Origin of the sequence: Blastomonas sp. AAP25 (assembly GCF_001295965.1) — a bacterium.
Lineage (GTDB): Bacteria > Pseudomonadota > Alphaproteobacteria > Sphingomonadales > Sphingomonadaceae > Blastomonas > Blastomonas fulva.
Window position 1 is genome coordinate 1 of the sequence record NZ_LJHP01000037.1, and the last position, 11,681, is coordinate 11,681.

The following is an 11,681-nucleotide window of genomic DNA, read 5'->3' on the forward strand; positions in this document are numbered from 1 at the left end:
CGCCGCCGCCCGGCGGCGCGGAAGCCCGGCTGAGGGGCCTTCAGCCCTCCATATCCTCCAGCTCGCGCCCGCGTGTTTCGACCACCATCTTGTGGACGAACAGATAGGATATCGCCGCAAACAGCGCATAGCCCAGATAGGTCACCGCCAGTCCCGGCGATGCGGCGAGCGCGGGGAAGCTCACCGATATCGCGGCATTGGCCATCCACTGTGCAAAGCCGGCCACCGCCAGGCCAGATCCGCGAATCTGGTTCGGAAACATCTCGCCCAGCATCACCCACATCACCGGGCCCCAACTCAGGTTGAAGAAGATGACATAGAGGTTGGCGGCGATCAGGGCGATCAGGCCGTTGCTGCCGGGCAGCGAGACCGCACCGTCGGCAGCGGTGACCGCAGTCGAGAACGCATAAGCGACGATTGCGAGCGTGACCGCCATGCCCGCCGAGCCGAACAGCAGCAGCGGCTTGCGCCCGATCCGGTCGACCAGCAGCATCGTCGCGAGGCACGCCCCGATCGAAAGCACGCCCGACAGGATGTTGGTCTGCAGCGCATAATCCTCCGAGAAGCCGACCGCCTCCCACAAAGCGGCACCGTAATAGAACACCACGTTGATTCCCACGGCCTGCTGGAACACCGCAAGGCCGATGCCGGTCCACACGATCGGGCGGATCTTGCCCGATGCCTTGTCGATCAGATCGGACAGGCGCGCGCGGTGTTGGTCGGTGGCCAGGCTGTTGCGGATTTCCACCACCTTGCGGTCGGCCTCTGCCGGTCCGAACAGCCGGGTCAGCACCTTGTGCGCATCGGCTTCGCGCCCGCGCGCTACCAGATAACGCGGGCTTTCGGGGATCACCAGAAGCGCCAGGCCATAGATTGCGGCGGGGATGGCCTGCAGCCAGAACATCCAGCGCCAGGCGGGATAGCCCATCCAGAATTCGGCGGTCGACCCTCCCGCCAGCCGTGCCAGCGCGAAGTTGGCGACGAACGCGCCGGTCAGCCCGGTGATGATCATCACCTGCTGGATGCTCGAGAGCCGCCCGCGAATATTGGCGGGGGTGACCTCGGAGATATAGACCGGCGAGATCACGCTCGCCGCGCCCACGCCCAGCCCGCCGATGATGCGCGCGATGATGAAGACGACCGAGGACGAGGCCGCGCCGGCCATTAGCGCGCTCGCGAGGAACAGCGCGGCCGAGAGCAGCATGACACCGCGCCTGCCGATGCTGTCGGCCATCCGTCCTGCGCCAAAGGCGCCGATGGCAGAGCCGACCAGGATCGCGCCGACATTGACGCCGATGCCGAATTTGCCCAGGTCGAACGCGCTTTCCAGCCCCTTCTGGGTGCCATTGATTACCCCCGAATCATAGCCGAACATGAACCCGCCGATCGTCGCCACCGCAACGATCGCGACGATAAACCCCATGTTGACGCGCTCTTCGGCCGTCCCTGCCACCGTCGCCATCTCTCCTGCTCCTTTTTATGGTCTCATTATATCTTGGCCGGGGTTACCGGCAGTCCGGCAACGCCGGGATCGAACGTAAACAGATGACCTGCCAGCGGCTGCGCCTCGAGCGCGGCATTATCCAACCCCTTGCGCGCGCTCGTTGCATAAGCCGTTGTCAGGTTCGCTCCGCCAAACGCGATCTTGGTGACATTGGCCACCGGAAAGCGCACAAAACGCATCATCCGGCCCGAAGGATCGTACCGCCGCACGCCCCATCCGCCGTAGAACGCAACCCACAGACAGCCCTCGGCATCGATCACCGATCCATCGGGATACCCCTCAGCTTTGCCGACCACGATATGGCGTTCGGGTGCGCCCAGCGCGCCATCGTCCGCAATTGCGACGCGCCAGATGGTCTTGCCCAGCGTGTCGGTGTGATACAGCGTGCGGCCATCGGCGCTGATCGCTGGGCCGTTGGTGATCGCAACCGGGGGCAGGCGCGTGTCGCGGCACGCGCCGCCGTCGCAGCGATACAGCCGCCCGGTCATCGCCGCCTCGCCATCATCCATGCTTCCGAACCACAGCCGCCCGGTGCGGTCGGTGGCGGCATCGTTCAGCCGGTTGCCCGGATAATCCGGCTCGGGATCGTGCAGCAGCGCGAAGCTGCCGGTGACAGGATCGAAGCGGTGCAACCCGGTCTTGACCCCGGCGATCATGTCGCCCGCCTCGGCAGGCAACACCCAGCCGACCTGATCAGGCGCGGACCATGCCTGGCTGGAGCCATCTCCAGGGTCGAAGCGATGGACGGCCCGTCCCTTGATGTCGACGAACCACAGCGCATCGCCGGTCCAGACCGGCCCTTCGCCCAGCATCGCGCCGACGGGCAGGACCGACTGGACGGTCATGTCAGCGCCAGCCTGCATCGACGAAGTATTCGTGACCGGTGCACATCCGCGCATCGTCCGAGGCGAGGAACAGCGCCAGTGCTGCGACATCGTCGGGCTGGATCCGCTCGCTCAGGCACTGTGCGGCGACGATCTCGGCCTCGCCTTCGGGGGTGTACCATTGCTCCTGGCGCGGGGTCTGCACATTGCCGGGCACGATGGTGGTGACGCGGATGTTGTCGCGCCCTAGATCGCGCGCCAGCCCCCGGGTCATTCCCTCGATCGCGGCCTTGGCGGTCTGGTACAGCACCAGATCCGCCAGCCCCAGATGCCAGCTGATCGACCCGAAGTTGATGATCACGCCGCCGCCAGCGGCCTGCATCGCCGGCACCACACCCTGCGCGGCGAAGAACAGGTGGCGCAGATTGGTGGCCATGCGGTCATCCCAGTAATCGGGCGTCACCTCCATCACCGTGTGACGGTCGTCATTGGCGGCGTTGTTGAGCAGGATGTCGATCCCGCCCAGTTCGGCCCTCACACCGTCAAGACAGGCCTTGAGCGCATCGATATCGCGCAGGTCGCAATGGACGAAATGCGTCCCCACCAGCCGGTCGGCAAGCGCATGGCCCGCTGCATGGTTGACGTCGACGAAAGCGACATGCGCGTCCTGCTGGACAAACCGTTCCACCAGCGCAGCGCCGATTCCGGTGGCGCCTCCGGTAACGAGTACCCGCTTGCCCGAAAGGCTGGGATAGATGGCGGAGTTGAACCCCGACTGCACCTGGTCTGCCTGCAATATCGTCGCGCTGGTCATGCCGCACCCCGCAGCAGGCCACGGCCTGCCAGATTGGCCATCAGCGCGCCGATGCCCATCTGCCAGGGCGGTGCATCGCGAGAGGTCACCACAGTGTTGACCAGCCGACCCAGCTTGCGGTTCTCGATAGCGACGATGTCGCCCACCTTGTGGGTGAATCCCCGCCCGGGCTCGTCGCGGTCCTCGACCGGGGCGAACAACGTGCCCATGAACAGCACGAAGCCATCGGGATACTGGTGCTCGCTCAGCGTCTGGCGCACCAGATCGAGCGGGTCGCGGCTGATCTCGCGCATGTTGCTTTCGCCGTTGAGGACGAAGCCGTCCTCGCCGGTGATGGTCAGGCGCACATCGGCCTGGCGGACGTCGTCGAGCGTGAAGCTGGTGTCGAACAGGCGCACCAGCGGGCCGAGTGCGCACGATGCATTGTTGTCCTTGGCCTTGCCCAGCAGCAGCGCCGACCGGCCCTCGAAATCGCGCAGGTTGACATCATTGCCCAGCATTGCGCCGACCGGAATGCCGGCGCTGCTCACCAGCAGGGCAATCTCCGGCTCGGGATTGTTCCAGTGGGAATCGGAGCGGATGCCGATCGCCGCATCGGCGCCGACCGAGGCAAGCACGGGCGCCTTGGTGAACACCTCGGCATCGGGGCCGATCGCGACTTCCAGATATTGCGACCACAGCCCGTCTTCGATCAGGGCAGTCTTGAGCGCGGCGGCTTCGGCCGAGCCTGGAACGACCGAGCGGATCGATCCGCCGACGCGGGTTTCGAGCCGCTCGCGGATCGCCGACGCCGCGTTCCAGTCGCCGCGCGCGCGCTCCTCGATCACCCGCTCGATCGCCGAGACCGCAAAGGTGACGCCGCACGCCTTGATGCACTGCAGATCGACCGGGCTGAGCAGATGTTCGTCTGCAAACGCGAAGCGACCGAGATGCTCGCCGCCATTGCCGGTAAAATCGCCACGCTCGATCAAGGCTGTCATGGTGGGGGCGACCCGCGCCATTTCGTACAGCTCCCCGCCTACGACCAGAAAGGGGCTGGGGCCAGCCTCGGTCAACCTGCGCCCGGCGAACACGCCCGTCATCCAGTCGTCGGGCATCGCCGACCGATTAGCTTGGGGATCCCCCTCCATGTAAAACACCTTGCTGTTCTTGTGATAGCGCTACCATCATACTTTTGGCGGGCTTGTCAAGCGCGTAGCATCAGATCGCACAAAGATGGCGCGGGTCAGGGGGTGTGGACATAGGGGCCGACCAGCGTTCCGGTGAAGCCGCGCGCCCGCCGGGTGCTGAGGAACCGGGCATCCAGACCGGCCTTGAGCGTGCGCGACCGGCCGCCTGCCGCATAGTCGAAGGCCATATTGCCGCCGTCGGCGCGGATGGTAAGCGTGACCGGGCCCTGCGATTCCAGGGGATGCGCGGCCACCAGCGTATCGACGTCGGCCCGGTCGCGGACGAACAGCGCAACCATCGGCTTGCCCTCTATGCGGGTGATGCCGAAGAAGAGGAAGGACTGATCGGACTGCATCGCCGCCAGCCCGGCCCGGGCGCCATCCTTGTCCGGGGCATATTCCAGCACCGTCGACATGGTGGCGATGTGGTGCTGCTGGCGTCTGCCGATAAAGCCAGGCACTCCGCCCTGGTCGCCCATGGCCGCTGCGCCCCCGATCACGAGCGCACCGCGGTCGAGCCGATGGAGAGGCGCCTTGGGCGTCCGCACCGTCAACCATTGCGGCGCGAGGGCAGGGCCATCGAAGCTGTCGATATAGCCGAAGTCGCCCGACATGGGCGGCGAGGCAGGGGTGTCGGCGGCAAGCGCAGGGCGCTTCGCGACAAAGGGGATGCGTTCGCCATCGGGCAGAATGAGTGGCCAGCCAGCGCGCCACGTCACCGGCAGCAGGAATGTCTCGCGGCCGATATTGTAGGTGTCGTCGTCATAGGGCCGGGTGGCGAGGAAGGTCGCCCACCATTCGCCATCGGGTGTCTGGACGAACTTGGCGTGCCCTGCCGAGGTCACCGGGTTGGGCCGCCTGGGATCGAGCGTGCGCTGGCTGAGAATGGGGTTGCCGGCATAGGGCGTGTAAGGCCCGCGCAGTTGGGAGGATCGCAGCACCACTTCGCTGTGCTTGTCGCCGGTGCCGCCTTCTGCCGCGATCAGATAGTAGAAGCCGTCCTTGCGGATGATGTGCGGTCCCTCGATCCAGATCGGCTTGGTACGCAGGTCGATGCCGCCATTGAGCAGCTGCGTGCTCTCGCCGACCATGGTGCCCGCCCGCCAGTTGAACTCCTGGATCCAGATCGCGCGGTGGCCATCATAGCGCGGCGGCTCGTCGGGTGCGCGGTTGTTGACGATGTATGCCCTGTCGCCGTCCCAGTGGATCGACGGATCGATGCCTTCGAACGGAAGCCATGTCGGGTCGGACCAGGGGCCGGCGGGGTTCTTGGCGGTGATGAAGAAATTGTCCCGGCACCCCACACAGGTCCCGACGATGTAGAAGGTGCCATCGTGCCAGGAGATGTCGGGAGCGAACACGCCCTTTGACACCTGAAGCCCGGTGAAGTCGAGCTGGCCGGGCCGGTCGATGGCGTTGCCGATCTGCTTCCAGGTGACCAGATCGCGCGAATGGAAGATCGGCAGGCCGGGAAAATGAGTGAAGGTCGAGGTGACGAGATAGTAATCCTCGCCCACCCGGGTGATCGAGGGATCGGGATAATAGCCCGAGAGCACTGGGTTGCGATATTGGCCCGGACCCACCGTCACCTGCTCCTGCGAGCGGCCCTCATAGCGAAACTCCTCGAACCGCGCGGGCGAGGCGAGCGCGAGCGGCGACATCGTCGCTGCGAGCCCGGCCGCTGCCGTTATCAGTCCCAGCTTTGTCCGCGATGCCATCTTCATCCTCCATGCTGCGCCCGCTCGCTCAGAGTGCGGACGTTCGAGGCGGTTGGGAATAACTCAGACAATTATGCGTGTCAAAGCTGTCTGATGGGTTGGGCTGGAATGGCCAGTCCGGTCAGGCGACGCGGCGGGCCCGGGCGGGCTCTGCGGCATCGTTGGGCTCGGCCTGGGTGTAGCGCATGTCGGCGATCATCGCATCGACCAGCTCGATCCCGACCGGACGGCTGAACAGATAGCCCTGGATGTTCGAGCATCCCTGCGCGCGCAGTGCCTCGAGCTGGTCCTTGTCCTCGACGCCCTCGGCAATCGTTTCCATCCCCAGCGCCGAGGCGAGCGCGGTAATAGCGCCGATGATCGCCTGCGAGCTGATGTCGGTCGCCAGATCGTCGACGAAGCTCTTGTCGATCTTGATCTTGTCGAACGGGAAAGAGCGCAGGTAATTGAGTGAGCTGTAGCCGGTGCCGAAATCGTCGAGCGCGATCCGGACCCCGCAGTCGCGCAGCGCATTGAGCATAGCTGTGGTGCGCTCGATGTTGTCGATGAACAGCGATTCGGTCACCTCGAGCTCGAGCCTGTTGGGCTTGAGCCCGGCCTTGTCGAGCGCCTGCATTACCAGCAGCGGCAATCCGGCATTCTTGAACAGCACCGGCGAGAGGTTCACCGCGATGCGGATGTCATCGGGCCATTGGCCCGCGCGCTGGCAGGCCTCGTTGAGCACCCATTCGCTAATCGGCACGATCATGCCGGTGTCTTCGGCCAGCGGAATGAACTCGGCGGGTGACACCAGCCCACGCAAAGGGTGCTGCCAGCGGACCAGCGCCTCGAAGCCCATGACGCGGTTTTTCTCGAGGCTGAACAGCGGCTGGTAATTCAGCAGGAACTGCCCCTCGCGCACCGCCTCGCGCATGTCGATTTCCATCTGATGGCGCTTGCGGGCCTCGAGATCCATCGCTTGCTCGAAGAAGCACGAGCAATTGCGGCCCTCCTTCTTCGCGCGATAGAGCGCGAGATCGGCATTCTTGATCAGCTCGTCGGGGCAATCGCCATCGCCCGGCGCCACCGCGATGCCGATGCTGGAGCTGGTCTCGAGCCGGTGGTCGGAGAGCTGGAAGGCGGAGTGGAACACCGCGCTGACCCGGTCCGCGAGCAGCGCGATCTTGGCATGGGGTTCGATCTGGTCGATCAGGATGGCAAATTCGTCGCCGCCCTGGCGGCTGATCAGCGCACCGGGCATGCTGGCACGAAGCCGTTCGGCAACCGCGCGCAGCAGCTCGTCACCCACGGGATGACCCAGCGTGTCGTTGACCGCCTTGAAGTTGTCGAGATCGAAATACATGATCGCGATGCGGTGGGTGCTGGCGCGCCTGCCAAGCGCGAACTCCAGCTGCTCGGCGAAAAGCTTGCGGTTGGGCAATCCGGTCAGCTCGTCGTGCAGCGCGATATGGGTGATCCGCTCCTCGCGCTCCTTGATCGATTCGACCATCGAGTTGAAGCTGTCTGCAAGCCGTCCGACCTCGTCATCGGTGGTGATCGACACCGTATCGCGCGACCCGCGACTGATCTCACGCGCGGCGTTTTCCAGCGTGGCGATCGGGCGGGTGATCCCGCGCGAAACGAATGCGCCGATCAGCACCGAGAGGGTCAGGCCCACCGCGCTCAATGCCAGCAGCAGATATTTGATCGGGTTGTATTCGGCCAGCGCGCTGCTCAGCTCATAGCGCAGCACCACCCGGGGCTTGAGGCTGGTGTCGAGCGCGGGAAGGGGCTTCGACCAGTAGAGGACGCGTTCGCCATCGAGCCGCGTTTCGACCGGGGCCCTGCCGCTGGCCTGCGACAGGTCGATCCCGCCCGGCAGCGGGCCGGACGCGCGGATCCGCGCTGACATGCCTGCAGGTGCGAGCCGCGCCAGTTCGCGCATTGCGGCAGCATCGAGCGGCCTCGCCAGCACCAGCCAGCCCGCCAGATCGGGGATGAGGATCGGTGCGGCGACCGCGTTGTGATAGCGACCGCCCACCTGGAACACGCCGCGATCGATCCCTGAATCGACCGCCTCCCATAATGCGTCCTGTTCGGTCGCGTTCATCGGGGCGCCGGTGCTGATGAAGTCGCCCTGCAGCGGGATCATGATCGCCAGCGGAGCGCCCGCCCTGACCCTCAGGCTTTCGAGCGCGCTGGTGATGGTCGGCTGGTCGTCGAGTGCGAAAGCTTCGCGGAACCCGAAATCTGCCGCCAGAACGTCCGCCGACGTCCGCATCTGCCTGGCCTGAAGTTCCAGGATCTTGTCGAAGGTCGCGGCGTTGGTCGCCATTTCCTTGGTGGCCACGCTCTCGGCGTAACGCTCGACCCCATCGGTCGCGACGATGATGAAGGCGCCGAAGGTGAGCGCGATCACCACGCCATACCAGACCGTGATGCGGGTGGCGAGCGAACGGAAGCGTCCGCGTACCGGCAGGGTGGGAGAGTCCATCATGCGTTACTTCTGGGTACGCAGATCGACCGAGATCGCGCGCGTGGTCGGCTGGCCTGGAGCAAGCATCACGGCTTCCTCGTGCTCGCCGGTGCGGCTGCGCAGCGCGGGATGCCAGACCTTGACGACAGCTGCGCCACCGGGAAGCTGGGCGAGGCGAACCTGGCCGTTGTGATCGGTCTTGGCGGCATACGGGGTGTCGACCACCTTGACATAGCCACGCATCTGGTCGTGGATCTTGCAGCCCAGCGCGACGCTGCCGGCCACCGCGAAGCTGTGGCTGCGGGTCTCGTCGCGACCATAAAGCTGGATGTCGATCTTGGCCGATTTGGAGAAGCTGTAGATGCTGTGACGTACCTTGTCCTGGTTGGGGAAGCGCACCGTGGCGCCCGCCGGGACGATCAGCGTTCCGGGGGTGAAGGCGATGTTCGCTTGCGCCATGTCATATTTCCAACCGAAGCGGATCGGCCCGCTGGAGGCGCCGGCCTTGGGGTACACCATCACCACCGCATCGCGGACGGGAAGACCGCTGGCCTGCCGGACGGTGAGCGCCAGCGTGGCGGGCCCTGCGGCCTGGGATGATGGCACGGCAAGGCAGGCGAGAACGGCGGCACTGAGGGCGGCAACGAAGGGGGCGCGGGGGGTAGTCATCCTCTCGGAGCTAGCCCGCAAGAGTTAAAAAGTTGCTGCTTCCGTTAGGAAACTCAACGGTTTAAGCCGTCAAAAACCGTGATTCTGCATATTTTACATTTGGCGGCAATTTGGGGGCATCATGCTTAACTCTTGGTTAGGCAGTTCTGAATTACCCGCCGGTCATGAACGTTCATCCTGCTCTGCGCACCCTTGCGTGCCTGATCGGCCTTGTCGCCCTTTCCAATCTTCCGGCGCATGCACAGGACCTGCGCAACGGCGGCAAACTGCTGCTGACCAACGGCGTGAGCACCATCGAGGGTTCAGGTGGTGGCGGGCTGGCCACCTGGAGCACGATCGCGGGCAATGCGACGCAGGAGGGCATCGGCGGGTCGGCGCACGGCACGATCATCGAACTGCCCGATTACAACTGGACCAGCTACGGCGTCTCTCTGGGCTTTTTCGATCGGCTGGAACTGAGCTATGCGCGTCAGAACCTCGACACCATCGACATCGGAACAGCGCTGGGCCTGGGGCGGGGATATACGCTTAACCAGGATGTTTTCGGCGCCAAGCTGAAGCTGGCGGGCGATGTCGTCTATGGCGATCCGCTGATGCCGCAGATCGCCATCGGGGTGCAGCACAAACGATCGAGCGACGATGCGGTCGTCGCCGCGGTCGGGGCCGCATCGCCGCATGGCACCGATTTCTATATCAGCGCGACCAAGCTGTTCCTGTCGCACAGCCTGCTCGCCAACGCGACAGTGCGGTTCACCAAGGCCAACCAGGCCGGGCTGCTCGGCTTCGGCAGCGCGACGCAGAACAATCACAAGCCGCAATTCGAAGGCTCGATCGCCTATCAGTTCTCGCGTCGGTTCGTGGTCGGGGGCGAATATCGCACCAAGCCCGACAACCTGGCCATCGCGCGCGAGGATGACTGGGTGGACCTGTTTGCTGCCTATGCCCTGACCCGCAACGTCACGGTTACCGCCGCCTATGTCGACCTCGGCAGTGTCGCGACCGCCGAAAAGCAGCGCGGCGCGTTTCTTTCGCTCCAGGCCGCCTTTTGAAATTCCGGACAGGACCACGGACATGATCAGCCTCATCTTTGCCCTCACACTGGCCAGCATCCAGGAAATGCCGGTGGATGCCGTGCCCGACATCGCCAGCGAGAGCCAAACCGAACCAGAAGCCGAAGCCGAAGCCGCAGGCAAGCCCGAGCCTCAGCGTGATCCGGTGACCGGGGAGCTTCCGGTCGATCCCTATCAGCCATCCAATGCGCACGCCGGCGCTGCGCCGTTTGCAGGCACCGGCATGCGCGATGCCTTTCACGGGCAGGAAGGCATACGCCGTGTCGTCAACGGCATGGTCGACCGCGCCATCGTCGATCCGAGGATTGCGGAGGTCTTCGTCTCGCACGATCTGGTCCGGCTGCGCCGCACGCTGTTCGAGCAGTTCTGCCACATCCTCAATGCCGGCTGCGACTATACCGGGCGTGACATGGCGACATCGCACCGCGACCTCGGGTTGCAGATCGATGATCTCAATGTTCTGGTCGAGAACCTGCAGGCGGCGATGGCGGATGAGCGGGTCGGCTTTGCCGCGCAGAACCGCCTCCTCTCCAAGCTTGCCCCGATGAAGCGCGATGTCGTCACTCGCTGATCACTTTGGCCCTGCGCAGGCGGGGCATTTCCAAACCGCTGCGGGCATGATATTGACACAGGTGTAAGTCCAGACTCCACTCGCCGATCAGGTGCCATGATGACAGACGCCGTGTTTCGCCATCCCGACCGCCCCGTGCCGAAGTTTCGGCCCTTCAAGGCGATGCACCATTTCCGCAAGCTGGTGGCGGACAAGGAAGACACCGAGCAGGTGTTCCACATCTTCCAGTGCCTCCCGCGGATGGGCCTCGTCGATGAGGCGAAGGCCTTCGTCTACAGCGATTTCGGCAAGGCGCTGCGCGAGAGCGAACCCTATCTGCCCGATCTGCTCGACGATCATGCAAGGCTGCGCGCCATGCCCAAGGGGAGCGTCGCGCATGCCTATGTCGATTTCATGGAGCGCGAGGGGCTGAGCGCTGCCGGACTGGTCGAGGAATACGACCGGTTCCAGAGGGGGCGCCGCTATGGCGACCTGATCGAATGGTACATCAACCGGCTGCGCGACACGCATGACCTGCTGCATGTGCTCACCGGCTATGGCCGCGATGCGCTGGGCGAGCAGTGTGTGCTGGCGTTCACCTATGGCCAGAACCCCGCGCCCGGCAACATCTTCATCGCCTATATGGGCGCACTCAACATGACCCGGACGGTGCGCAGCGATGCGCCGGTGTTCAAGGCGATCGGCGAGGCGAAGCGGCTGGGCAAGGCGTGCCCGCGCATTTCCGAGCAGTCGATCGCGTCGCTGCTCGCCGAGCCGCTGGCCCAGGCCCGCAAGCGGCTGAACATCACCCCGGCGGCGTTTTACGGGATGGCGCACGACCGGCTGCGTGCGCGCGGCATCGATCCTTATGACCTGCTCGGCAAGGCCCGGACTGCCTGAGCGTGGCT

General features: G+C 64.9%; 10 protein-coding genes. 3 read left to right on the forward strand and 7 right to left on the reverse strand.

Going from position 1 to position 11,681, the window contains the following annotated elements; all coding sequences use genetic code 11:
- Positions 1–40: 40 nt before the first annotated feature.
- The 7 genes from IP68_RS17865 to IP68_RS17895 all read right to left on the reverse strand — a co-directional run bounded on the left by IP68_RS17865 (position 41) and on the right by IP68_RS17895 (position 9,153).
- Positions 41–1,462: a sugar porter family MFS transporter gene (locus IP68_RS17865; RefSeq protein ID WP_369814875.1), complete on the reverse strand. Its 1,422-nt coding sequence runs from the start codon at positions 1,460–1,462 to the stop codon at positions 41–43.
- 26 nt (positions 1,463–1,488) lie between these two features.
- The gene (locus IP68_RS17870) at positions 1,489–2,349 is read right to left on the reverse strand and encodes an SMP-30/gluconolactonase/LRE family protein (RefSeq protein WP_231684134.1); all 861 of its coding nucleotides are present in this window, start codon (positions 2,347–2,349) and stop codon (positions 1,489–1,491) included.
- A gap of 1 nt (position 2,350) precedes the next feature.
- A complete protein-coding gene (locus IP68_RS17875) occupies positions 2,351–3,142 on the reverse strand; it encodes an SDR family NAD(P)-dependent oxidoreductase (RefSeq protein ID WP_054136382.1) in 792 nt (263 codons plus the stop codon).
- On the reverse strand, positions 3,139–4,272 hold the full coding sequence (locus tag IP68_RS17880; protein WP_054136383.1) for a fumarylacetoacetate hydrolase family protein: 1,134 nt from the start codon (positions 4,270–4,272) through the stop codon (positions 3,139–3,141). The genes IP68_RS17875 and IP68_RS17880 overlap by 4 nt, the downstream gene beginning before the upstream one ends.
- A gap of 95 nt (positions 4,273–4,367) precedes the next feature.
- Positions 4,368–6,029 (reverse strand): glycoside hydrolase family 43 protein, encoded by a 1,662-nt coding sequence (locus IP68_RS17885; RefSeq protein WP_369814876.1) that lies wholly within the window; start codon positions 6,027–6,029, stop codon positions 4,368–4,370.
- A 121-nt stretch (positions 6,030–6,150) separates the two neighbouring features.
- A complete protein-coding gene (locus IP68_RS17890; RefSeq protein WP_082382478.1) occupies positions 6,151–8,505 on the reverse strand; it encodes a bifunctional diguanylate cyclase/phosphodiesterase in 2,355 nt (784 codons plus the stop codon).
- 3 nt (positions 8,506–8,508) lie between these two features.
- Positions 8,509–9,153 (reverse strand): plastocyanin/azurin family domain protein, encoded by a 645-nt coding sequence (locus IP68_RS17895; protein ID WP_054136386.1) that lies wholly within the window; start codon positions 9,151–9,153, stop codon positions 8,509–8,511.
- A gap of 164 nt (positions 9,154–9,317) precedes the next feature.
- Here IP68_RS17895 and IP68_RS17900 point away from each other — a divergent pair, with 164 nt between their 5' ends.
- The 3 genes from IP68_RS17900 (at position 9,318) to IP68_RS17910 (ending at position 11,673) form a co-directional block, all read left to right on the forward strand.
- The gene (locus tag IP68_RS17900; protein WP_054136387.1) at positions 9,318–10,202 is read left to right on the forward strand and encodes a DUF3034 family protein; all 885 of its coding nucleotides are present in this window, start codon (positions 9,318–9,320) and stop codon (positions 10,200–10,202) included.
- Positions 10,203–10,224: 22 nt separating this feature from the next.
- Entirely contained in the window at positions 10,225–10,794 is a 570-nt protein-coding gene (locus IP68_RS17905) for a group 1 truncated hemoglobin (protein ID WP_156318253.1), read from the forward strand.
- Between the two features lie 99 nt (positions 10,795–10,893).
- A complete protein-coding gene (locus IP68_RS17910) occupies positions 10,894–11,673 on the forward strand; it encodes a Coq4 family protein (RefSeq protein WP_054136412.1) in 780 nt (259 codons plus the stop codon).
- Positions 11,674–11,681 lie beyond the last annotated feature (8 nt).

What these genes read in the sequence shown, in the direction of transcription:
- IP68_RS17865 (WP_369814875.1), bottom strand. Translation starts at nt 1,462, where the DNA reads ATGGCGACGGTGGCAGGGACGGCCGAAGAGCGCGTCAACATGGGGTTT.
- IP68_RS17870 (WP_231684134.1), bottom strand. Translation starts at nt 2,349, where the DNA reads ATGACCGTCCAGTCGGTCCTGCCCGTCGGCGCGATGCTGGGCGAAGGG.
- IP68_RS17875 (WP_054136382.1), bottom strand. Translation starts at nt 3,142, where the DNA reads ATGACCAGCGCGACGATATTGCAGGCAGACCAGGTGCAGTCGGGGTTC.
- IP68_RS17880 (WP_054136383.1), bottom strand. Translation starts at nt 4,272, where the DNA reads ATGGAGGGGGATCCCCAAGCTAATCGGTCGGCGATGCCCGACGACTGG.
- IP68_RS17885 (WP_369814876.1), bottom strand. Translation starts at nt 6,029, where the DNA reads ATGGCATCGCGGACAAAGCTGGGACTGATAACGGCAGCGGCCGGGCTC.
- IP68_RS17890 (WP_082382478.1), bottom strand. Translation starts at nt 8,505, where the DNA reads ATGATGGACTCTCCCACCCTGCCGGTACGCGGACGCTTCCGTTCGCTC.
- IP68_RS17895 (WP_054136386.1), bottom strand. Translation starts at nt 9,153, where the DNA reads ATGACTACCCCCCGCGCCCCCTTCGTTGCCGCCCTCAGTGCCGCCGTT.
- IP68_RS17900 (WP_054136387.1), top strand. Translation starts at nt 9,318, where the DNA reads ATGAACGTTCATCCTGCTCTGCGCACCCTTGCGTGCCTGATCGGCCTT.
- IP68_RS17905 (WP_156318253.1), top strand. Translation starts at nt 10,225, where the DNA reads ATGATCAGCCTCATCTTTGCCCTCACACTGGCCAGCATCCAGGAAATG.
- IP68_RS17910 (WP_054136412.1), top strand. Translation starts at nt 10,894, where the DNA reads ATGACAGACGCCGTGTTTCGCCATCCCGACCGCCCCGTGCCGAAGTTT.